The sequence below is a fragment of the Polaribacter sp. Asnod6-C07 genome, assembly GCF_045063625.1.
GTDB classification, from domain to species: domain Bacteria; phylum Bacteroidota; class Bacteroidia; order Flavobacteriales; family Flavobacteriaceae; genus Polaribacter; species Polaribacter vadi_A.
The window spans coordinates 632681-655416 of the sequence record NZ_JBEFOF010000005.1; the positions used below are offsets into that span (position 1 = coordinate 632681).

General features: G+C 30.0%; 18 protein-coding genes and 1 tRNA gene. 15 read left to right on the plus strand and 4 right to left on the minus strand.

Annotated elements, in window-relative coordinates:
- Positions 1 to 6 precede the first annotated feature (6 nt).
- From purH to rodA, 5 genes are all read left to right on the plus strand, one after another.
- Positions 7 to 1533, plus strand: a complete 1527-nt coding sequence (gene purH / locus ACJJVK_RS02735) for a bifunctional phosphoribosylaminoimidazolecarboxamide formyltransferase/IMP cyclohydrolase (protein ID WP_405562900.1) — start codon at positions 7 to 9, stop codon at positions 1531 to 1533.
- 73 nt (positions 1534 to 1606) lie between these two features.
- Positions 1607 to 2635, plus strand: a complete 1029-nt coding sequence (locus ACJJVK_RS02740; protein WP_215993850.1) for a rod shape-determining protein — start codon at positions 1607 to 1609, stop codon at positions 2633 to 2635.
- Between the two features lie 18 nt (positions 2636 to 2653).
- Complete coding sequence (gene mreC, locus ACJJVK_RS02745) at positions 2654 to 3478, plus strand: rod shape-determining protein MreC (protein ID WP_405562903.1); 825 nt, start codon at positions 2654 to 2656, stop codon at positions 3476 to 3478.
- A gap of 495 nt (positions 3479 to 3973) precedes the next feature.
- Complete coding sequence (gene mrdA, locus ACJJVK_RS02750) at positions 3974 to 5860, plus strand: penicillin-binding protein 2 (protein ID WP_405562905.1); 1887 nt, start codon at positions 3974 to 3976, stop codon at positions 5858 to 5860.
- Positions 5841 to 7121 (plus strand): rod shape-determining protein RodA, encoded by a 1281-nt coding sequence (rodA, locus tag ACJJVK_RS02755; protein WP_405562907.1) that lies wholly within the window; start codon positions 5841 to 5843, stop codon positions 7119 to 7121. Before mrdA ends, rodA begins: the two co-directional genes overlap by 20 nt.
- A gap of 90 nt (positions 7122 to 7211) precedes the next feature.
- On the opposite strand, the gene rpsT is transcribed toward rodA, so the two are convergent.
- The 3 genes from rpsT to proS form a co-directional block, all read right to left on the minus strand.
- The gene (rpsT, locus tag ACJJVK_RS02760) at positions 7212 to 7463 is read right to left on the minus strand and encodes a 30S ribosomal protein S20 (protein ID WP_405562910.1); all 252 of its coding nucleotides are present in this window, start codon (positions 7461 to 7463) and stop codon (positions 7212 to 7214) included.
- A gap of 33 nt (positions 7464 to 7496) precedes the next feature.
- Positions 7497 to 7568 (minus strand) — tRNA-Glu (locus tag ACJJVK_RS02765).
- A gap of 98 nt (positions 7569 to 7666) precedes the next feature.
- On the minus strand, positions 7667 to 9142 hold the full coding sequence (gene proS / locus ACJJVK_RS02770) for a proline--tRNA ligase (protein WP_405562913.1): 1476 nt from the start codon (positions 9140 to 9142) through the stop codon (positions 7667 to 7669).
- Positions 9143 to 9289: 147 nt separating this feature from the next.
- On the opposite strand from proS, the gene ACJJVK_RS02775 reads away from it, so the two are divergent.
- The 5 genes from ACJJVK_RS02775 to ACJJVK_RS02795 all read left to right on the plus strand — a co-directional run bounded on the left by ACJJVK_RS02775 (position 9290) and on the right by ACJJVK_RS02795 (position 14238).
- On the plus strand, positions 9290 to 10366 hold the full coding sequence (locus tag ACJJVK_RS02775; protein WP_405562915.1) for a hypothetical protein: 1077 nt from the start codon (positions 9290 to 9292) through the stop codon (positions 10364 to 10366).
- A 30-nt stretch (positions 10367 to 10396) separates the two neighbouring features.
- Positions 10397 to 11779 carry an OmpP1/FadL family transporter gene (locus tag ACJJVK_RS02780; protein WP_405562918.1) on the plus strand — a complete coding sequence of 461 codons (1383 nt, stop codon included), beginning with the start codon at positions 10397 to 10399 and terminating at the stop codon, positions 11777 to 11779.
- A 106-nt stretch (positions 11780 to 11885) separates the two neighbouring features.
- Positions 11886 to 12794: a NifU family protein gene (locus ACJJVK_RS02785; protein WP_215993858.1), complete on the plus strand. Its 909-nt coding sequence runs from the start codon at positions 11886 to 11888 to the stop codon at positions 12792 to 12794.
- 2 nt (positions 12795 to 12796) lie between these two features.
- Entirely contained in the window at positions 12797 to 13528 is a 732-nt protein-coding gene (gene ubiE, locus ACJJVK_RS02790; RefSeq protein ID WP_405562921.1) for a bifunctional demethylmenaquinone methyltransferase/2-methoxy-6-polyprenyl-1,4-benzoquinol methylase UbiE, read from the plus strand.
- Between the two features lie 2 nt (positions 13529 to 13530).
- Positions 13531 to 14238, plus strand: coding sequence for a porin family protein (locus ACJJVK_RS02795; RefSeq protein WP_215993860.1), 708 nt, complete (start codon positions 13531 to 13533; stop codon positions 14236 to 14238).
- Positions 14239 to 14308: 70 nt separating this feature from the next.
- Here the strand turns inward: ACJJVK_RS02795 and ACJJVK_RS02800 are convergent, their stop codons facing one another.
- On the minus strand, positions 14309 to 15040 hold the full coding sequence (locus ACJJVK_RS02800; RefSeq protein WP_215993861.1) for an RNA methyltransferase: 732 nt from the start codon (positions 15038 to 15040) through the stop codon (positions 14309 to 14311).
- Between the two features lie 69 nt (positions 15041 to 15109).
- Here ACJJVK_RS02800 and ACJJVK_RS02805 point away from each other — a divergent pair, with 69 nt between their 5' ends.
- The 5 genes from ACJJVK_RS02805 to ACJJVK_RS02825 all read left to right on the plus strand — a co-directional run bounded on the left by ACJJVK_RS02805 (position 15110) and on the right by ACJJVK_RS02825 (position 22691).
- The gene (locus tag ACJJVK_RS02805; protein WP_405562926.1) at positions 15110 to 17605 is read left to right on the plus strand and encodes a BamA/TamA family outer membrane protein; all 2496 of its coding nucleotides are present in this window, start codon (positions 15110 to 15112) and stop codon (positions 17603 to 17605) included.
- Between the two features lie 99 nt (positions 17606 to 17704).
- Positions 17705 to 18772: a class II fructose-bisphosphate aldolase gene (gene fbaA / locus ACJJVK_RS02810; RefSeq protein WP_405562927.1), complete on the plus strand. Its 1068-nt coding sequence runs from the start codon at positions 17705 to 17707 to the stop codon at positions 18770 to 18772.
- A 153-nt stretch (positions 18773 to 18925) separates the two neighbouring features.
- Complete coding sequence (gene accD / locus ACJJVK_RS02815; RefSeq protein ID WP_068362790.1) at positions 18926 to 19798, plus strand: acetyl-CoA carboxylase, carboxyltransferase subunit beta; 873 nt, start codon at positions 18926 to 18928, stop codon at positions 19796 to 19798.
- A 138-nt stretch (positions 19799 to 19936) separates the two neighbouring features.
- Positions 19937 to 20206 (plus strand): 30S ribosomal protein S15, encoded by a 270-nt coding sequence (rpsO, locus tag ACJJVK_RS02820; protein ID WP_215993865.1) that lies wholly within the window; start codon positions 19937 to 19939, stop codon positions 20204 to 20206.
- 247 nt (positions 20207 to 20453) lie between these two features.
- Positions 20454 to 22691, plus strand: a complete 2238-nt coding sequence (locus ACJJVK_RS02825; RefSeq protein WP_215993866.1) for a polyribonucleotide nucleotidyltransferase — start codon at positions 20454 to 20456, stop codon at positions 22689 to 22691.
- Positions 22692 to 22736 lie beyond the last annotated feature (45 nt).

The following is a 22736-nucleotide window of genomic DNA, read 5'->3' on the forward strand; positions in this document are numbered from 1 at the left end:
CTAAAAATGAGCACTTCAAAAACGATTAAATCTGCATTAATTTCTGTATTTCACAAAGATGGTTTAGCACCAATTGTACAAAAATTAAACGAATTAGGAGTAACAATTTATTCTACTGGTGGTACAGAAAATTTTATTAAAGAACTAGGCATAGATGTAGTTCCTGTAGAAGATGTTACCTCTTACCCTTCTATTTTAGGAGGAAGAGTAAAAACTTTACATCCAAAAGTTTTTGGAGGAATCTTAAACAGACAAGATCATGAAGGTGATGTTGCAGAAATGCAAGAATATAAAATTCCACAATTAGATTTGGTAATTGTAGATTTATATCCTTTTGAAAAAACTGTGGCTTCTGGAGCTCCAGAACAAGATATTGTAGAAAAAATTGATATTGGTGGTATTTCTTTAATTAGAGCATCAGCAAAAAACTTTAAAGATACTTTTACAGTTTCTTCTATGGAACAGTATGATGAGTTTTTATCTATTATAACAGAAAATAATGGTGAAACTTCTTTAGACCAAAGAAAAAAGTTTGCTGCAAAATCTTTTAATATTTCTTCTCATTACGATACTGCAATTTTTAACTATTTTAATGAAGATGAAGTAGTTTTTAAAGCAAGTGAAACCTCTTCTAAAACTTTAAGATATGGAGAAAACCCACATCAAAAAGGATATTTCTTTGGAGATTTAGAAGCAATGTTCGACAAATTACATGGTAAAGAATTAAGCTACAACAATTTGTTAGATGTAGATGCTGCTGTAAATTTAATGAATGAATTTGTAGACGAAGATCCTACTTTTGCAGTTTTAAAACACAATAATGCTTGTGGTTTTGCACAAAGAAACACAATTAAACAAGCTTATGTAGATGCTTTAGCTGGTGATCCTGTTTCTGCTTTTGGTGGTGTTTTAATCGCTAATAAAGAAATAGATGCAGAAACTGCAACCGAAATTCATAAATTATTTTGTGAAGTTGTAATTGCACCTAGTTATTCTGATGAAGCTTTAGCAACGTTAAAAGGTAAGAAAAATAGAGTTATTTTAATTCAGAAAACTACAAAATTACCTGTTCAGAATGTTAGAACAGCTTTAAACGGGTTATTAGTACAAGATAAAGATTCTAAAACTGATACTTTAGAAGATTTAACTTATGTTACCAATACAAAACCAAGTGAAAGCGAAATAAAAGATTTATTATTTGCTTCTAAAATTTGTAAGCACACTAAATCGAATACGATTGTATTTACTAAAAACAATCAATTATTAGCAAGTGGAACAGGACAAACAAGTAGAGTTGATGCTTTAAGACAAGCTATAGAAAAAGCGACTAGTTTTGGTTTCGATTTAAAAGGAGCAGTTATGGCAAGTGATGCATTTTTCCCTTTTCCAGATTGTGTAGAAATTGCAGATAAAGCAGGAATTACAAGTGTAATTCAGCCAGGTGGTTCTATAAAAGATCAATTAAGTATAGATTATTGTAATACCAACAACATATCTATGGTAATGACTGGAACTAGACATTTTAAACATTAAGAAATTAACAGTTTTACAGATTAATTTTATTAAATTTGTAAGATTACACACTTAAAAATAAGAAAAATATTTTATGGGTTTTTTTGATTTTATGACAGAAGATATTGCGATTGATTTAGGAACCGCAAATACTTTAATAATTCATAATGGAAAAGTTGTTATAGACAGCCCTTCTATTGTTGCACGAAATAGAAACACTGGCAAAATTATTGCAATTGGTCAAGAAGCTAATTTAATGCAGGGAAAAACCCATGAGAATATTAAAACAATTCGTCCTTTAAAAGACGGAGTTATTGCAGATTTCCAAGCATCAGAAGAAATGATTAAGGAATTTGTAAAGCAGATACCTTCTATCAAGAAAAAAATATTTCCACCAGCTTTAAGAATGGTAATCTGTATACCTTCTGGAATTACAGAAGTAGAAAAACGTGCTGTACGTGATTCTGCTAAACATATGAATGCCAAAGAAATTTATTTAATTTACGAACCAATGGCTGCTGCAATTGGTGTTGGTATTGATATTATGGAGCCTAAAGGAAATATGATTATTGATATAGGTGGTGGTACAACAGAAATCGCTGTTATTGCTTTGGGTGGTATTGTTTGCGACCAATCTGTAAAAGTTGCTGGAGATTTATTTACTAGTGATATTATGTACTACATGCGTACACAACATAACTTACACGTTGGTGAAACTACTGCAGAAAAAGTGAAAATAACTATTGGGGCTGCTACAGAAGATTTAGAAACTCCACCAGATGAAATGCTAGTTCAAGGTAGAGATCTATTAAGTGGAAAACCTAAACAAGTAAAAGTTTCTTTTAGAGAAATAGCAAAAGCACTAGACAAATCTATTTTAAGAATAGAAGATGCTGTAATGGAAACCTTATCTAAAACTCCACCAGAATTAGCTGCGGATATTTATAACACAGGTATTTATTTAGCAGGTGGTGGTTCTATGCTTAGAGGTTTAGACAAACGTTTATCTCGTAAAACAGATTTACCTGTTTATGTTACAGAAGATCCTTTAAGAGCTGTAGTTCGTGGAACTGGCATTGCTTTAAAAGAACTTAGTAAATACAAGAACGTTTTAATGAATTAGCATTTTTAAGTTTTAACAATGCAGCAACTTATCTTTTTTTTACAGAAATTTAAAAATTTTCTGTTCTTTTTATTGTTTGCACTTATATCACTTGCATTAACTTTTAATAACCTTAATTTTCATAAAAGTAAGTTTGTAAATTCTGCAAATTCTATAACAGGTGGTTTATTCTCTCAAGCTTCAAGTATTTCTGAATATTGGAGTTTAAAATCAGAAAATAAACTTTTAGCAGAAGAAAACACACGTCTAAAAAACTTGATAGAACAAAATAGTACAATAATTTATAATTTTGATTCTATTGTTGTTGATACTATAAAATATCACCAAAAATATACATATACCACTGCTAAAATTACTAATAATAATTATTCTAAAGCTTTTAATTTTATTACCATTAATAAAGGAAAAAATCAAAGTATTACTAAAGAAATGGCTGTTATAAATAGTAAAGGAATTATTGGTATTACTGATAATGCTTCTAGTAATTACGCAAGAGTACAATCTATATTAAATAGAAATAGCAAAATAAATGCACGTTTAAAAAATAGTAGTTATTTTGGAACTTTAAGTTGGAATGGACTAGAATATAATACAGTTCAACTTTCAGATATACCAAGACAAGCACCTTTAAAAATTGGAGATACCATAGAAACAGGTGGTAAATCTACTATTTTTCCAGAAGGTATTTTAATAGGAACAATATCAAAAGTAAATAAAGGGAATACAGCAGATAATAAAGTAGATGTACTACTTTTTAATGACATGAGTAACCTTGGCTACGTTCAGGTTATTAAAAACTTAGACAAAGACGAAATAAAAAATTTAGAAACACAGAATGAATAAACCATTTAGCATGGCCATATTGTTTTTTTTCCTGCTTTTTTTGCAGGTTTTTGTCCTAAATAACATTTTATTTCTAGGCTATATAAACCCTTACATATATATTGTTTTTGTATTCTTATATCCTTTAAAAGAAAATAGATTTACGTTTCTTTTTAGTAGTTTTTTATTAGGTATATTTATTGATTTTTTTTCTGATTCTGGTGGTATCCATGCATTTTCAATTTTATGTATTGCTTATGCAAGACTTTTTTTTGTTCGATTATACTTTAAGAAAGTTGAAGCTGATTATCCATTTTTTAATTTGAAATCAGAATCTTTTGGTAAAATTTTTAACTATGTTACAACTTTAACTTTTATTCATCACCTAATCTACTTTTCTTTAGCTAACTTTAGCTTCTATAATTACTCAAACGTACTTTTAAACACACTATATTCTAGTGTATTTACGTTACTATTGTATTTTACAGGAACTTATATTTTTACTAAAAGCGAATAATGCAAAGAAGTTTTTTACTCTATTTTTTAATAACCCTTATTGGGCTAATTTTTATTGGAAGACTGTTTCAGTTACAAATAATTAAACACGAAAGTTATGACCCTATTCATAATGCTGCCGTTAAAATTATGTATGATTACCCAGAACGTGGTTATGTTTATGACAGAAATGAAAAATTGTTAATTGCTAATCAACTTTCTTATGATGTTATGGTGCAACCAAATCAAGTTAAAGAATTAGATACATTAGAGTTTTGTAAACTTTTAAATATTGATAAAGAAGAATTCTTAAAACGATTTAAAAGAGCTGAAAAATATGCCTCATATTTACCATCCGTTTTTTTAAAACAATTAGCTAAAGAAGATTTTGCTTTTTTACAAGAAAAACTTCATAAATATAGAGGTTTTTATATCCAAAAAAGAATAATTAGAGATTATCCAATAAAAGCTGCTGCAAATGTTTTAGGTTATATTGGTGAGGTAAATGAACAAAAGGCTAGAAAAAATGATTACTATCAACAAGGAGAATTAGAAGGTAAAGATGGTATTGAAAGACAATATGAAGATGTTTTAAGAGGTCGAAAAGGAAAAAAATATTTACACAGAAATCGTTTTAACAAAGTTACTGGCTCTTTTAAAGATGGTATTTACGATACTTTACCTGAAAACGGAAAAGATCTTATGCTTACGCTTGATATCGATTTACAAGTTTATGCACAAAAATTAATGAAAGGAAAACGAGGTGGAATTGTGGCCATTGAACCTTCTACAGGAGAAATTTTAGCTTTAGTTACTGCACCTTCTTATGATCCAAATATGTTAGTAGGTAGAAAACGATCTAAAAATTCAGTAACATTATTTAACGATACAATAAGTAAACCAAGTTACGATCGAGGTTTGCTTGGCGCTTACGCACCTGGTTCACCATTTAAGATGATGAATGCTTTAATAGGTTTACAAGAAAAAGTAATTAATCAACAAACAGGTTTTAGTTGTTATGGTGGCTATAGATATGGTAACAGAGCTAATGAATTTATGAAATGCCATTGCGATATTTATGGTACGCCTCTTAAATTAAAAACTGCAATTGCAAAATCTTGTAACAGTTATTTTTCTAACACCTATAAGAGAATTGTAGAAAAAGACAATAATCCTACAGAAGGTGTAAATAATTGGCACAATCACGTAGCTAGTTTTGGCTTAGGTAATTATTTAGGTTATGATTTACCAGCTGGAGTTCCTGGTTTTATTCCAAATGGAAAATATTATGATGATAATTTAAAATATCGTTGGAATGGTTCATCTATAATCTCGAATGCAATTGGGCAAGGAGAAATATTAATAACACCTATTCAATTAGCAAATTTTACAGCAGCTATTGCTAATAGAGGATATTTTTACACACCTCATATTGTTAAAAAAATTGATTCTAGTTTTATTGATAATCCAAAATACACACAGCGTAAAAAAACGACTATAGACAAAGAACATTTTGAACCTGTTGTAGAAGCAATGCACGAGGTATTTAAAACAGGTACAGGAAAATATAGCCAGGTAAAAGGTCTCGAAATCTGCGGAAAAACAGGAACAGCAGAAAATTTTGTAATTATTGAAGGCATAAAAAAACAGCTCGCAGATCATTCTATTTTAGTAGCTTTTGCACCCAAAGACAATCCTAAAATTGCTTTAGCTGTTTTTGTTGAAAATGGTGGATATGGGTCTACAATTGCAGCACCTATAACCAGTTTAATGATTGAAAAATACATTAATGGAGAAATATCACCTAGAAACAAATACAGGGAGTTAAATATGTTAAACAAAAGTCTACAAGATATTTATGATATTCAATTACAAAAACCTATAGAAGTTGCGTCAAGAACGAAATAATATTTTTGCAGGTATAGATTGGATTTTAGTATTTCTATACATTGCTCTTGTTGGCTTTGGATGGGTAAATATTTATGCAGCATCTAGAACCGAAGACAGTAATCAAATTTTAGATTTAACTACAAAATATGGCAAACAACTTATTTGGATAGGATTAAGTGTACCATTAGTAATAGCAATTCTTTTTTTTAACTCAAAGTTTTACGAAAAATACGCAAGTATTCTTTATCTAATTTCCATATTCTCTTTAATTCTACTTTTTCCTTTTGGTAAAGAAATTAACGGAGCCAAATCTTGGTTTAATTTTGGTTTCATGGGCTTGCAGCCATCAGAATTTGCAAAAGCATGTACAGCCCTTGCAGTAGCAAAACTATTAAGTGATAGGCAATATAATTTTAAACTTGTTAAGAATCAGATAAAAGCTTTTATTATTGTATTCTTTCCTGCATTTTTAATCTTTTTACAACCAGATGCAGGGTCAGCTATCATTTATTTATCATTCTTTTTTGTGTTAAACAGAGAAGGTTTAACTTTAAATTACATCCTTTTAGGCTCTGGCTTTATTATACTTTTTATTTTAACTATTTTCTTCGGATATAAATGGGTGGTAACCATATCCTTTTTATTGACGACAATACTTGTTGTTTATTTGTTTTATAGAGGAGGAAAACGTTTTTTTCGTTTCAATTGGCACAAAATCCTGAGTGTTTACCTAATTATTGGAGTTTTTATTGTAGGTACTGGTTACATCTACAAAAACGTATTACCTATACATCAAAAAGATAGATTCGATATTTTATTAGGAAAAAAAGTAGACAACAAGGGTATTGGTTATAATTCTTATCAATCAGAATTAACAATAAGTTCTGGTGGTTTTAACGGAAAAGGATTTTTAAAAGGAGATTTAACCCAAGGAGATTTTGTACCTGAACAACACACAGATTACATTTTCAGTACAGTAGGTGAAGAATGGGGCTTTATAGGAAGCAGTTTAGTTATAATTCTTTTTATGTTACTGCTATATAGAATTATTTACTTAGCAGAAACACATAGTAATAAATTTGGTAGAATTTATGGTTATGGCTTAGCTTCTATTCTATTTTTTCATGTAATCGTCAATATAGGTATGGTTATAGGTCTTCTACCAACAGTTGGTATACCTTTACCCTTTTTCAGCTATGGAGGTTCGTCTTTATGGGGCTTTACAATCTTACTTTTTATCTTTATAAGATTAGACGCTCATAAGAATTACGATTTTTAACAAAACAAAGTACTTTTCTTTTAAAAAAATAGGCACAAAAAAAACTCTAAATAAAAATTTAGAGCTTTTTAATCTTGTTAAATTAAAATCTTAAATAGCAGCTACATGCTTTGTTAATTTAGATTTTAAGTTAGAAGCTTTATTCTTATGAATAATGTTATTCTTAGCTAACTTATCAATCATAGAAATTACACTTCCTAATTTTGATTCAGCTTCAGTTTTATCTTCAACTGCACGTAAATCTCTAACAGCATTTCTTGTCGTTTTATGCTGATATTTATTACGTAATCTTTTAGCTTCGTTACTTCTAATTCTTTTTAATGCTGACTTATGATTTGCCATAATTTTGTTTTTTCGTTTTTTTTAAAACTTTTGTAGTCCGTACGGGAATCGAACCCGTGTTACCAGGATGAAAACCTGGCGTCCTAACCCCTAGACGAACGGACCATAACAATTAAATTATCTCTCAATTGCGGGTGCAAATATACAACATTTTTTAACTTCTGCAACATTTTTTTTAAAAAAAATACATTTTTTTTTAAAATTTAATATGCCTTAGCAAAAAGCACTCTTTTTGATGATGGATTTCCTGTTAAAACACAAACTCCTTCTTCTTCTATCGCTTCATTAGGTATACATCTAATAGTAGCTTTTGTATATTCTTTTATTCTATCTTCAGTTTCTTCTGTTCCATCCCAATGTGCAGAAACAAAACCTCCTTTTTTAATTGCCTTTTTAAATTCTTTAAAATCGTTTACAACAGTTGTATATTCTTTTCGATACTCAATTGCTTTATTAAACAAGTTTTCTTGAATTTCTTCTAAAAGATTTTCTACATAAGTAATAACTTCATCTTGCGCAACAGTTTTCTTTTCTAATGTATCTCTTCTGGCAATTTCTAAAGTTCCTTTTTCTAAATCACGATTACCAATTGCAATTCTTACTGGCACACCTTTTAATTCATATTCTGCAAATTTTGCACCTGGTCTAAAAGTATCTCTATCATCAAACTTAACAGAAATACCTTTTTTTCTTAAATCTTTTACAATTGCGTTTACTTTATGAGAAATAGCTTCTAGTTGCTCATCATTCTTATAAATAGGAACAATTACTATTTGTATTGGAGCTAATTTAGGAGGCAGGACCAAACCATTATCATCTGAATGCGTCATTATTAAACCACCTATTAAACGTGTAGAAACCCCCCAAGAAGTTGCCCAAACATATTCTTGTTTCCCTTCTTTAGAAGTATATTTTACATCAAAAGCTTTTGCGAAGTTCTGACCCAAAAAGTGCGATGTACCAGCTTGTAACGCTTTCCCATCTTGCATTAATGCTTCTATAGTATAAGTATCTTCTGCACCTGCAAAACGTTCACTATCCGATTTTACTCCTTTTACAACTGGCATTGCCATAAAGTTTTCTGCAAACTCAGCATAAACATTTTGCATTTGTTTTGCTTCTGTAATTGCTTCAGTTCTTGTTGCGTGAGCTGTATGCCCCTCTTGCCATAAAAATTCAGCAGTTCTTAAAAATAATCGGGTTCTCATTTCCCATCTTACAACATTAGCCCATTGATTTATTAAAAGGGGTAAATCTCTATAAGACTGAATCCATCCTTTATAAGTATTCCAAATAATTGCTTCGGATGTTGGCCTAACTACTAATTCTTCTTCTAGTTTAGCTTCAGGGTCTACCCTTAACTTACCTTCATTATCAGGATCGTTTTGTAAACGATAATGGGTAACTACTGCACATTCTTTTGCAAAACCTTCCGCATTTTTTTCTTCAGCTTCAAACAAACTTTTAGGAACAAATAAAGGAAAATAAGCGTTTTCATGCCCTGTTTCTTTAAACATTCTATCTAACTCAGCCTGCATTTTTTCCCAAATAGCAAAACCATAAGGTTTAATTACCATACAACCTCTTACTGCAGAGTTTTCTGCTAAATCAGCTTTAACCACTAATTCATTATACCATTTAGAATAATCTTCTGATCTTTTTGTTAACTTCTTACTCATAATTTAATCTTTGGCACAAATATTGTTATCTTTATAGTGAAATTTTTGTTAAATGTATCTTTTTATAAAATTGATACAAAACTACTATAATTTAACGTTTATAAAGCAAAATTTCATTAATAAAGGTACATCAAAAAATAAAATATTATGAAACTACATTATAAAAACTTAAAGCTAAACCAACTGATTTTATTTGTAACAGCTAATGTTTTGTTAGTTTCTTGCGGAACTTACCAAAGCGTTTACAACAATGATGATGGTATTTATGCTGATAATTCACAAACAAGAGAACAAGAACAAAAAACTATTATTGTTAATGAAGATGATTATCAAGATTACGAAGACAATTACTTTACTAAAAGTCTAAATAACTTACAAACAATTGAAAACAATGAAATATTTACAGATGTTGATGATTATGATTCTGAAGATGTTTATGTAGATGATGAGATTATAGACGAAACTTTAAATTATGATGCTAATCAGCCTTGGGGTTATGAAGATAATGATGTAGTAGTTAATGTAAACTTAATATCAAATCCTTATTGGTATGGTTATAATTCTAATGTATTTAATGGCTGGAATTATTATGGAAACCCTTATTGGAACAATCGTTTTTGGGGATACAGAAGTTGGAGGTACAATCCTTATTGGCATCCTTATCATAATAACTGGGGTGTTTATAGTGGCTTTTACACAAACTTTTATAACAATCGTTTTTGGAATAACAACAGACATTACAGAAACTACAACTATGGTAGAAGAACAGCCTACAACAACACTTACTACAGAAGAAATAGCTTAAATTCTAATAATAGAATTAGTACTAGTAGAAGAAACACAACAACCACTAGTAGAAGATCTACAAGTACAACTAGTAGAAATAGAGTTACAACATCTCCTACAAGAAATTCTTCTACAACAAGTAGAAGTACAACCACTAGACGTAGTACTACACCAACAAGAAGTGCTACAACAACTAGACGTAGTAGTTCAAGAAACAGTGGTTCAACTACTAGAAGATCATCTTCTACAACAAGTAGAAATAATAGAAGTTACACACCTTCTAGAAATTCATCTTCAAACAGTAGAACAAGATCATCATCTTCAAGCAGAAGTTCTTCTAGATCGTCTTCATCTACAAGAAGTAGCAGTAGCAGTAGTAGCAGATCATCTTCATCTAGTAGTTCTAGTAGAAGTTCATCTTCTAGAAGAGGTAATTAATAAAATTCTTTAGAAAAAATTCAAAACAGTATGAAACGATTTTTTACAATAGCGGCTTTGTTCGCAGTAACTTTTACGTCTTTTTCTCAATCCTTAGGTTATCAAGATTTAGGACTTTTATTCTCTCAAGACGACAATAATGGAACAGCTCGTTTTACAGCAATGAGTGGTGCTTTTGGAGCATTAGGTGGAGATATTTCATCTATAAATATAAATCCTGCAGGTTTATCTGTATTTAATACCAGCTTGTTATCTGGTAGTTTAAATTCTAGAAACTCAGATATTAATGCTAATTATTATGGTAACGCTTTAACCACGCAAAATAATTTTATTAATTTATCGCAAGTTGGTGCTGTTTTAGTTTTTGATAGTGCCTACAAAAGCGACTGGACAAAGTTTGCAATGGGTTTTAACTATAGAATTACTAAAGATTTTAATAATAATTTTTTAGCCACAGGTAATAGCGGTATAACTACTTTTAATGAATTCCCTTTAGACAACAATGACACTAAATTCAATTATAATATTGCAGATGAACAGCGCTTTGATAATCGTTATACAGGTGAATTAAGTGAATTTTCTGTTGGTTTTTCATCCGTTCATCAAAACAAACTACACGTAGGTTTAGGACTTAATTTTTATGATTTAAATTTTAGTCAGCAATCTGATTTAACTGAATTGAATAGTGATGTAAATGGTAACGAATTAGATGCTTTTCTATATCAAGAAAATTTTTCTACTGGAACAGGTTTTTCTGCAAACTTAGGTTTCATTTATAAAGCGAATCAGAATTTTAGATTTGGTTTATCTTACCAAACACCTACTTGGTTTACAGAAATTATCGAAGAAACAAATATCGTTGATAATGATGGTTTTTTTGGTGATACAGAAATAGTAGTTAGTAATGATAATGCTGTTTACAGAAATACAGATTTTGGTGGTTTTCCAAGTCAAAGCTTTATTTATAGACTAAAAACACCAAGTAAATTAACAGCAAGTGGAGCTTTGGTTTTTGGTAAAATGGGGTTATTTAGTTTTGATTACACAAATAAAAACTATAAAAACATAAGACTTTCTGGTGCAGATTTTTCACCAGAAAACCAAGACTTTCAAGACAATTACAAAAACACTCACAACTTTAATATTGGTACAGAATGGCGTTTTGATAGATTAAGTTTAAGAGGTGGTTACAAATTTGAACAAAGCCCAGATATTGCTGCATTAGAGTCTGATGATTTACAAGGCTATTCTGTAGGTGGTGGTTATAATTTCGGTAATTTTAAAGTAGATTTTGCTTATAGTGATAGCAACAGAACTGCAGCTTATAATTTTTATTCTGGTTTTGGTGTAGATGCTGCAAACTTAACTTTAGATAATAGAGTTTTTACAGCAACAATTTCATTAAGCTTATAGTAACAAAAGACATTTAAAAAAAAGACCTTGTATGTTTTAGAAATACAAGGTCTTTTTTATTGCATTTCAGTTTTTTGGCGTAATTTTGCGACTTACAATTATGATTATGCAAGAGACAAAAATTACCATACAAGAAACTACAAATAACACCATATTAAAATTTAATAGCACCAAAATTTTAATAAACGGAGGTAGTTATGAATTTTCTAATATAGACGAAGCTAAAAACTCTCCTTTAGCACAACAATTATTCTACTTACCTTTTGTAAAAAAGATATTTATTACTGCCAATTTTATAGCAATTCAACGTTTTGATATTGTAGAGTGGATTGATGTACAAGATGAAGTTGCAGAACAAATTGAAGCTTATATTACTGATGGAAATGTAGTTGTAAATGAACAAACTTCATCAACTAAAAAAGAAGCAATAGAAGTTTACGCAGAAGTTACACCAAACCCTGCAGTAATGAAATTTGGCACAAACAAATCACTTACTCAAACTGATGTTGAGTTTAAAAACATTGAAGAAGCAAGTAAATCATCGCCATTAGCACAAGCAATTTTTAATTTTCCTTTTGTAAAAGAAGTTTTTATTTCTGATAATTACATTTCTGTTACAAAATATGATATGGTTGAATGGAAAGAAGTTTTTGCAGAAGTAAGAACCTTTATTCGTGAGTATTTAGTTGATGGAAAAACGATAATTAAAGAATTACCTAATCAAACATCAACTGAAACAAAAGCAGAAAATTCAGCACCAAAAGTAGCATTAGAAGGTATACCTGCACAAATTGCAGATATTTTAGATGAATACATAAAACCTGCAGTTGCTGGTGATGGAGGTAATATTGCTTTTCGTTCTTATGATGAGCAAAACAAAGTTGTAAGTGTTGTTTTACAAGGTGCTTGTAGTGGTTGTCCTTCTTCTACTGCCACTTTAAAAAACGGAATTGAAACCTTGTTAAAAGAAATGTTACCAAATCAAATTAACGAAGTTGTAGCTATTAACGGATAAGAATGTCAGCAGAAAAAATAAACCCATATAAAGATTCTAAACTAGGCAAAAAAGAACAAGTTGCCCAAATGTTTGATAATATTTCTGAAAATTACGATGGTTTAAACAGAGTAATTTCTTTAGGAATTGATGTAAAATGGCGTAAAAAAGTTGTAGAAATTGTTGGTAAAAACAATCCGAAACAAATTTTAGATATAGCAACTGGTACAGGAGATTTGGCCTTAATGATGGCCGATTTAAATCCTGATAGAATTGTTGGTTTAGATATTTCTGCAGGAATGTTAGAAGTTGGTAAACAAAAAATTGCCAAAGCTAATTTATCTGATAAAATAGAAATGATGGTTGGCGATTCTGAAGCTATGCCTTTTGAAGACAATACTTTCGATGCTATTACAGTTTCTTTTGGTGTACGTAATTTTGCAAACTTAGATAAAGGTTTAACAGAAATTGCACGTGTTTTAAAACCAACAGGAATTTTGGTTATTTTAGAAACCTCTAACCCAACTAAATTTCCTTTTAAACAAGGTTATAAATTATACACCAATTTATTTTTACCAGTTATTGGTAAATTGTTTTCTAAAGACAAAGTAGCTTATTCTTATTTATCAGAATCTGCAAATTCTTTTCCTTTTGGTGAAGCTTTCAACAATATTTTACAAAAAAATGGGTTTACACATACAAAAGATACACCAGTAACTTTTGGAGTTGCCACAATTTATACTGCAAGCAAATAAAAATGATTAAAAAAATTATTCTTTTTGGATTTTTTCTGATGATCTCAGCAACATTTTTTGCACAAAGGGAGCGTGTAGAAAACTTACCAACTTTCGATAAACGAAAAATACATTATGGTTTTTATTTAGGGTTAAATCAAAATGATTTTAAACTCAATTTAAGAAATAGCGAGGTTTTTGATGCAGATATTACAGTAGAACCAACTTATGGTTTTAATGTAGGTTTAATTGCAGAATTACGCTTACATAAAAATTTAAGCATACGTTTAGAGCCAGGATTGGTGAGTAACTCTAAGAATATAATTTTTAATCACTTAAATTCTACAGGTAATCCACAAGATAGTATCAGAGAAATTGGATCTACTTATTTACATTTTCCTGTGGTTTTTAAATTTAGCACAGATAGATACAAAAATATTCGTCCTTATTTATTAGCAGGTGTTTCTTACGATCATAACTTTTCTAGCAACGAAGCTAATCAAGATGATAATTCTTCTGGACAATTTAGAATGACAACTAGCAATTTTATGTACGAAGCAGGAATTGGAATTGATATTTATTTATCATTCTTTAAATTCTCACCTTCTATTCGTGGAGTTTTTGCCATCAATAATGAAATAAAATACGATGATGACCCAAATAGTAATTGGACAGCTCCTGTAAATTTTATGGGAACTCGTGGTGTTTTCTTAAATTTTGCTTTTGAGTAATTTTAGTTGCAAAGATGCAAAGCATAAAAGTTACAAAGTGATTTGACTACTAAGAATTGTTATTGATTTCCTAAATATTCCTCTTAAACTCACTTAATAAAATAGCGGTTGCTGTTGCTACATTTAAGCTTTCAGTTTCTTGAGTTTCTCCAAATCTTGGGATAGATATTTTATTTTTTATCAGACTTTTAATTTCATCAGAAACGCCATTTGCTTCATTACCCATAATTAAAATGGCTTCTTTTGGTAATTCAGATTTGTAAACATTTTCACCATCCATATCAGCAATAAATGTGGGCAAAGCAGTTTCTTTTAAGTAAGTTTCTAAATCTAAATATTTAATAGAAATTCTTGTTAAAGAGCCCATACTAGCTTGCACTACTTTCTGATTGTAACAATCTACAGTATCTTTAGAGCAGATTAATTGTGTTACCCCAAACCAATCGCATAAACGAATAATTGTTCCTAAATTACCAGGATCATTTATTTTATCTAAAGCAATGATTAATCCATTTTTTTGAAGCGGTTTTTCATCAGGAATTCTAAATAACCCTAAAACTTTATTAGGCGATTTTAAATTACTAATTTTTTGCAATTCAACATCAGAAATTCTAATAATTTTATCAGAAGAAATTGTAGTTTCAAAATCATCCGAAGCAAATAAAAGATCAACCTCAAAAGAAGAGTTTAATAGTTCTTTAACAACTTTTACACCTTCTGCAATAAACAAATTGTATTTTTGTCGATACTTTTTTTGAGATAAACTTGTTATAGTTTTAAGTTGATTTTTAGAGATGCTCATTAATTTGTTCTAAATAGAAATATAACGTTTAAAAATACTATTTTTGATATTCTTTGGACTGCTAAAATAATGAAAAAACTTTCGTTCTATTTTTTATTCATTGTCTTTTTAATTTCATGTAATTCTACAAAACATGTAATTGAGGGAGAACATATGCTTATTAAAAACGAAATTTTTATAGACAGCTTAAAAACACAAGGTGCTGATTTACAAAAATACATTTTACAGAAGCCAAATCCGCGTTTTTTAGGTTTACCTTTAGGTTTGTATATTTATAATTTAGGTGATAAAAACAAACCAAAAACACCAACTGAATGGGCAAAAGAAAATCCACGTTCTTATAATTTTGTGAAGAGTATTTTTTCTGAGAAGCAAAGTATTGCATATGCCAATTCTTTTATAAATCTTAATGAATCTTTTCTAGATTATAAAGGTCCAGAAATTGTAAGTGATATTAAAGTAAAAAGAACTGCAGATAATTTATGGGCATATTACAAAACTCAAGGTTTTTTTAAATCGTCTGTTAATGCAGAAATTAAAAGAGATTCCACACACAAAAAAGCAACAGTTAGTTATTATATTAAAAAAGGTAAACCAACAACTTTAGATACTATAAACATAAAAATAGAATCGACTGTTTTAGATTCTATTTATAAAAATTCAAACTTAGAAAGTGTTTTAAAAACAGGCGACCAGTATAAAGATCAAACCTTTAGAAAAGAAGCAGCAAGTATTGTAAAATTGTTCAGAAACAAAGGTGTTTATCATTTTACTGAATCTGCTTTAGGTTTTTATGTAGATTCTACAAGAACAGATTATAAAACAAATGTAGATTTTATAATTTCTGCAAATCGATTAATTGATGATAATGGACAGTATAAAGAAAGACCTTATAAAGTACACACTGTTAAAGAAGTAAATGTAATTACAGATTATTCTTATACAAGGAAAGATAAAACTTTTAGAGATACAGTTTCTTATAATGGTATAAACTTTTATGCTTATCGTAAAATAAGATACAATCCTAAATATTTATCACAATCTATATTTTTAAACCAAGGTGAAATCTACAAAGACACACTAACAAACCTAACAAGAACTCATTTAAAATCATTACAAAATTTTAAATCCACCAACATTTCTTTCACCACTATTCCTGGATCTGATGACGAGCTAAAGATGGATATTTTATTAGCACCTCTAGAGAAATACACATTAGGGATAGAATCTGAATTAACCCATTCAAATATTCGAAATTTTGGAGTTTCTGGTAAATTTTCAATCACCAATAGAAATACATTTAAAGGTGCAGAATTATTAAAATTATCGCTTTTAGGCTCTTGGTTTAACTCAAATACAGGTCCTGGTTGGGAAATTGGTGCAGATGCCTCAATAGAAATACCAAGATTTTTAGCTCCTTTTGGGTTAAGTAAATTAGTACCCAAAGAAATGTCTCCAAGAACATTGTTTTCTTTAGGTTCTAGTTTTCAAAAAAATATAGGTTTAGATAGGCAAACCTTTACTTTTTTAACCGATTACAAATGGCAATATAATGCAAAGAAAACGATTCAATTAGAAGTTATAAACGCACAATACATCCAAAATTTAAACGTAAGTAGTTTCTTTACAATTTACAATTCGGAGTACGAAAGCTTAAATGAAGTTGCACAATCTTATGATAATTTCAACTACAATAATTCAGATAGAACTTTAGATTTGCCAGAAGAAGCCATTTCTTTTATGAATACTGTTGCAAATGATAATAGTTTTCAAAGTACAAATCCAGAAGAGTTTAACAATACTCTAAATATTTTAGACAGATACAATATTATTACTTCAGATTTCTTAATTCCTACAATTGCATATAATTATACTTACAATAATCAATCAGATTTTAAAGACAACAATTTTTCTTTCTTTAGAGTAAGGTTAGCCAACTCTGGTAACCTATTAGGCCTTTTATCAAAAGAAACAAATGCCAACGATAAAAAAACCCTATTGGGTATTCCTTTAGCTCAGTATTTTAAAACGGATATTGAATATAAAAAGTTCTGGACACTAGGTAAAGGAAATTCAGTTTTTGCTTTTAGAACCTTTTTAGGAGCAATTATTACTTATGATAATTCTGATATACCTTTTACAAAAAGTTATTTTGCTGGTGGTTCTAATGATATTAGAGCTTGGCAAACATACGAACTTGGCCCTGGAGCAAGAGACTCTGGCTTAGAATACAATGTAGGTAGCTTTAAATTTTTAACAAGTGCAGAATATAGATTTGATGTAATTAACAGGTTAAAAGGTGCTATTTTTGTTGATGCAGGTAATATTTGGGATATTTCTGGCTCTAGTTTTGTTGAAGACGAAGCAAAATTCAACAGTTTTTCATCACTAAAAAACATAGCAATTGGTTCTGGTTTTGGTGCAAGATTAGATTTTAATTTCTTAATAATTCGTTTTGATGTTGGTTTTAAAACCTATGAACCCTCTCTAAATGATAACAAGTGGTTTAAAAATTACAATTTTAATGATGCTGTTTATAATATAGGTATCAATTATCCTTTCTAAAAAAAGGTAACGTTTTCGTTATTTTATGCGCGCTATTTGTTAAAAAACCTACTAATTTTTAGTATTTTTGACAAATAACATCAATAAAAAAATTAAAAAATGGGTCATAATATTAAACCTGGTGTAGCAACAGGAAAAGAAGTTCAAGAAATTTTTAATTACGCTAAAGAAAAAGGATTTGCTTTACCAGCAGTTAATGTAATTGGTTCTAATACAATTAATAGTGTTTTAGAAACTGCTAAAGAATTAAATTCTCCTGTAATTATTCAGTTTTCAAATGGAGGCGCACAATTTAATGCAGGTAAAGGATTATCTAATGAAAATCAAAAAGCAGCAATTGCAGGTGGTATAGCTGGAGCAAAACACATACACGCCTTAGCAGAAGCTTATGGAGTTCCTGTTATTTTACATACAGATCACTGTGCAAAAAAATTATTACCTTGGATTGACGGTTTATTAGATGCTTCTGAAAAACACTTCGAAGAAACAGGTAAACCTCTTTATAGTTCTCATATGATTGATTTATCTGAAGAGCCTCTTGAAGAAAATATGGAAATTTGTAAAACATACTTAGCTAGAATGAGCAAAATGGGTATGACTTTAGAAATTGAATTAGGTATTACTGGTGGTGAAGAAGATGGTGTAGATAATTCTGATGTAGATGCTTCTAAGTTATACACACAACCAGAAGAAGTTGCTTATGCTTATGAAGAGTTATTAAAAGTTTCTCCTCAGTTTACAATTGCAGCAGCATTTGGTAATGTACATGGAGTTTACAAGCCAGGTAACGTAAAATTAACACCAAAAATCTTAAAGAACTCTCAAGAATTTATCACTAAAAAATATGGAGTTGAAGAAAACCATATCGATTTTGTATTTCATGGTGGTTCTGGTTCTACGTTAGAAGAAATTAGAGAAGCTATTGGTTATGGTGTTATTAAAATGAATATTGATACTGATTTACAATTTGCCTTTACAGAAGGAATTAGAGATTATATGCAAGGTAAAGCAGATTATTTAGCAACTCAAATTGGTAATCCTGATGGAGCAGACCAACCAAACAAAAAGTATTACGATCCAAGAAAATGGTTACGTTTAGGAGAAGAAACTTTTAAAGCACGTTTAAAACAAGCATTTGCTGATTTAAATAATGTAGATACTCTATAATTATATAAATAAAATTACTAAAAAAGCATTTTGATACTCTCAAAATGCTTTTTTTTTGATTGCTACAAATACTTCATAAAAAATCTTTTACATTTGTAATCCGTTTCTTTTTAAAGGAAACGTTTAAACAAACATAATTTTAAAATCAAATCTATGAGTGCTTGGTTTAAAAGAACTGATAAAGGAATACAAACTGCTACAGAAGATAAGAAAGATACACCCAAAGGTCTTTGGTATAAAACACCTAGTGGTAAAATTATAGATACTGAAGAACTAAAAAAGAATTTATATGTTAGTCCAGAAGACGGTTATCATGTAAGAATTGGTAGTAAAGAGTATTTCGAGTTATTTTTTGACGAAAACAAATTTGAAGAGTTAAATGAAAAACTAACTTCTAAAGACCCTTTAAAGTTTGAAGACACAAAAAAATATCCTGAAAGGTTAAAAGCCGCTCAAGAAAAAACAAAGCTTAAAGATGCAGTAAGAACAGCTGTTGGTAAATCTTTAGGAAAAGATATTGTTATTGCTGCTATGGATTTTGCTTTTATTGGTGGCTCTATGGGTTCTGTAGTTGGAGAAAAAATTGCACGTGCAATTAACTACTCTATAGAAAACAAGATTCCGTTTTTAATGATTTCTAAATCTGGTGGAGCAAGAATGATGGAAGCATCTCTTTCTTTAATGCAATTGGTAAAAACATCCGCAAAACTAGCACAATTAGCAGAAGTAAAAATACCTTATATTTCTTTATGTACAGACCCAACCACTGGTGGTACAACTGCTTCTTATGCAATGTTAGGAGATATTAATATAGCAGAACCAAATGCATTAATTGCATTTGCAGGTCCAAGAGTTGTAAAAGATACTACAGGTAAAGAATTACCTGAAGGTTTTCAAAGATCTGAATTTGTTTTAGAGCACGGTTTTTTAGATGCAATTTACGAGCGTAAAAACTTAAAAAAACAAGTAAATTTATATATCGATTTAATTCAGAATTTACCAATAAGATCAGAAGTAAAAGCATAGAAAATCAAAACTTTACAAGTTATATAAAACCAATAAAAGTGTTACTTTTATTGGTTTTCTTTTAAAAAATAATTCTATATTTGCACCCTCAATGAAAAACTCATTGATATACATAAAAATCATTTAAATAATATTGGCATGTACTTAACAAAAGAAATTAAAGAAGGAATCTTCGAAAAACACGGTAAAGGAAAAAACGATACTGGTTCTTCAGAAGGTCAAATTGCATTATTTACGCACAGAATCAACCATTTAACAGAGCACTTAAAAGCAAATCGTAAAGATTTTAACACTGAGCGTTCATTAGTAATGATGGTTGGTAAACGTAGAAGTTTATTAGATTATCTAAAGAAAACTGAAATCTCTAGATATCGTGCAATTATTAAAGAATTAGGAATTAGAAAATAATTTCTTAACAAAAAGAGGCTCTATAAACGTGCCTCTTTTTTTATTTTCATTTCTTATGTAAAAAAATGAAAACGAGAAATTTAAAATTAATATTAGCAATTTCTCATCAAAATTAAATTCTGCTTAACAAACAGAATCTTATAAAAAACTCAGAAGAACTAACAGCCCTTTTGAATTTCCATTGGAAAAACACACAACAACTGCAACACAACAATAAACAAATTAAAAATTAGAATTTAAAAATTTTATGATTCCAAAAGTATTTAGAGAGGTTATAGACCTTGGAGATGGAAGAACTATCTCATTAGAAACCGGTAAATTAGCAAAACAAGCACACGGTTCAGTTGTTGTACAAATGGGTAAAGCAATGTTGTTATGTACAGTAGTATCTAGCTACAAAGCAGGAACAGTAGATTTTTTACCTTTAACAGTAGATTATAGAGAAAAATTTGCAGCTGCAGGTCGTTATCCAGGAGGTTTCTTTAAAAGAGAAGCAAGACCAAGTGATGGAGAAGTATTAACAATGCGTTTAGTAGACCGTGTTTTACGTCCATTATTCCCAAAAGATTACCATTCAGAAGTACAGGTAATGATCCAATTAATGTCTCATGATGAAGACGTTATGCCAGATGCATTAGCAGGTTTAGCAGCGTCAGCAGCTATTCAATTATCAGATTTCCCATTTGAGTGCCCAATTTCTGAAGCACGTGTTGCAAGAGTTAATGGAGAATTCGTTATCAACCCAAGTAGAGCTCAATTAGCAGAATCTGACATAGATATGATGATTGGAGCATCAGCTGATTCTGTAATGATGGTTGAAGGTGAAATGGATGAAATTTCTGAAGAAGAAATGGCAGATGCTATTAAGTTTGCACATGAGTCTATTAAAATTCAATGTGCTGCTCAAGTTAAATTAGCAGAAGCTTTTGGTAAGAAAGAAACAAGAGAATACGAAGGAGAAAGAGAAGATGAAGAATTAGCAGCAAAAATAAATGACTTTTGTTACGACAAATGTTATGCAATTGCTAAAAAAGGAACTTCTAAAGTAGAGCGTACTAATGCTTTTGCAGAAGTAAAAGAAGCATTAAAAGCTACTTTTACTGAAGAAGAATTAGAAGACTATGGTGATTTAGTTGGAAAATATTTTAACAAATCTCAAAAAAATGCAGTTAGAGAATTAACTTTAGCAGAAGGTTTACGTTTAGACGGACGTAAAACTGATGAAATTAGACCAATTTGGTGTGAGGTAGATTACTTACCATCAACACATGGTTCTTCTATTTTTACTCGTGGAGAAACTCAAGCTTTAGCTACAGTAACTTTAGGAACATCTAGAGAAGCAATGAAAATAGATATGCCATCTTACGAAGGTGAAGAAAACTTCTATTTACACTATAACTTCCCTCCTTTTTGTACAGGTGAAGCTAGACCATTAAGAGGAACATCTCGTAGAGAAGTTGGTCATGGTAATTTAGCCCAAAGAGCATTAAAAGGAATGATTCCAGATAGTTGTCCTTATACAGTAAGAGTAGTTTCTGAAGTATTAGAATCTAATGGTTCTTCTTCTATGGCTACTGTTTGTGCTGGTACAATGGCATTAATGGATGCAGGAGTTCAAATGACAAGACCAGTTTCTGGTATTGCTATGGGGTTAATTTCTGACGGAGATCGTTACGCAGTTTTATCTGATATTTTAGGTGATGAAGATCACTTAGGAGATATGGACTTTAAAGTAACTGGTACTGCAGAAGGAATTACTGCTTGTCAAATGGATATTAAAGTAAAAGGACTTTCTTATGAGATTTTAGTAAATGCACTAAAACAAGCTAGAGATGGTCGTTTACATATTTTAGGTAAATTAACAGACACTATTACAACTCCAAACGAAGATGTAAAAGCGCATGCTCCTAAAATGGTAAACAGAAGAATACCTAATGAGTTAATTGGTGCATTTATTGGACCAGGTGGTAAAAATATTCAAGAATTACAGAAAGAAACAGAAACTACAATTGTAATCACTGAAGATCCTGTAACTGAAGAAGGAATTATTGAAATTTTAGGTACAAAACCAGAAGGAATCGAAGCAGTAATTGCTAAGATTGAATCTATGTTATTCAAACCAGAAAAAGGTTCTGTATATGAAGTTAAAGTAATTAAAATGTTAGACTTTGGTGCTGTTGTAGAATATACTGAAGCTCCAGGAAACGAAGTTTTATTACATGTTTCTGAATTAGCTTGGGAACGTACAGATAATGTTTCTGATGTAGTTAAAATGGGAGATATTTTAGATGTTAAATATTTTGGAATAGACCCAAGAACGCGTAAAGAAAAAGTTTCTAGAAAGGCTATTTTACCTAAACCAGAAGGTTTCGTAGAAAGACCGCCTAGAGATAATAATCGTGGAAGAGACAACAGAGGTAGAGATAATCGTGGACGTGATAACAGACGTGATGATCGTAAACCTAGAGAAAGAAAAGAAGATTAAATTTTATACTGAACTCGTTTCAGTATCTTAATAAGTTTAAGAAAA

What these genes read in the sequence shown, in the direction of transcription:
- mreC (WP_405562903.1), top strand. Translation starts at nt 2,654, where the DNA reads ATGCAGCAACTTATCTTTTTTTTACAGAAATTTAAAAATTTTCTGTTC.
- ubiE (WP_405562921.1), top strand. Translation starts at nt 12,797, where the DNA reads ATGTCAGCAGAAAAAATAAACCCATATAAAGATTCTAAACTAGGCAAA.
- ACJJVK_RS02785 (WP_215993858.1), top strand. Translation starts at nt 11,886, where the DNA reads ATGCAAGAGACAAAAATTACCATACAAGAAACTACAAATAACACCATA.
- proS (WP_405562913.1), bottom strand. Translation starts at nt 9,142, where the DNA reads ATGAGTAAGAAGTTAACAAAAAGATCAGAAGATTATTCTAAATGGTAT.
- purH (WP_405562900.1), top strand. Translation starts at nt 7, where the DNA reads ATGAGCACTTCAAAAACGATTAAATCTGCATTAATTTCTGTATTTCAC.
- rpsT (WP_405562910.1), bottom strand. Translation starts at nt 7,463, where the DNA reads ATGGCAAATCATAAGTCAGCATTAAAAAGAATTAGAAGTAACGAAGCT.
- rpsO (WP_215993865.1), top strand. Translation starts at nt 19,937, where the DNA reads ATGTACTTAACAAAAGAAATTAAAGAAGGAATCTTCGAAAAACACGGT.
- accD (WP_068362790.1), top strand. Translation starts at nt 18,926, where the DNA reads ATGAGTGCTTGGTTTAAAAGAACTGATAAAGGAATACAAACTGCTACA.
- ACJJVK_RS02825 (WP_215993866.1), top strand. Translation starts at nt 20,454, where the DNA reads ATGATTCCAAAAGTATTTAGAGAGGTTATAGACCTTGGAGATGGAAGA.
- mrdA (WP_405562905.1), top strand. Translation starts at nt 3,974, where the DNA reads ATGCAAAGAAGTTTTTTACTCTATTTTTTAATAACCCTTATTGGGCTA.
- ACJJVK_RS02780 (WP_405562918.1), top strand. Translation starts at nt 10,397, where the DNA reads ATGAAACGATTTTTTACAATAGCGGCTTTGTTCGCAGTAACTTTTACG.
- fbaA (WP_405562927.1), top strand. Translation starts at nt 17,705, where the DNA reads ATGGGTCATAATATTAAACCTGGTGTAGCAACAGGAAAAGAAGTTCAA.
- ACJJVK_RS02800 (WP_215993861.1), bottom strand. Translation starts at nt 15,040, where the DNA reads ATGAGCATCTCTAAAAATCAACTTAAAACTATAACAAGTTTATCTCAA.
- ACJJVK_RS02795 (WP_215993860.1), top strand. Translation starts at nt 13,531, where the DNA reads ATGATTAAAAAAATTATTCTTTTTGGATTTTTTCTGATGATCTCAGCA.
- ACJJVK_RS02740 (WP_215993850.1), top strand. Translation starts at nt 1,607, where the DNA reads ATGGGTTTTTTTGATTTTATGACAGAAGATATTGCGATTGATTTAGGA.
- ACJJVK_RS02775 (WP_405562915.1), top strand. Translation starts at nt 9,290, where the DNA reads ATGAAACTACATTATAAAAACTTAAAGCTAAACCAACTGATTTTATTT.
- ACJJVK_RS02805 (WP_405562926.1), top strand. Translation starts at nt 15,110, where the DNA reads ATGAAAAAACTTTCGTTCTATTTTTTATTCATTGTCTTTTTAATTTCA.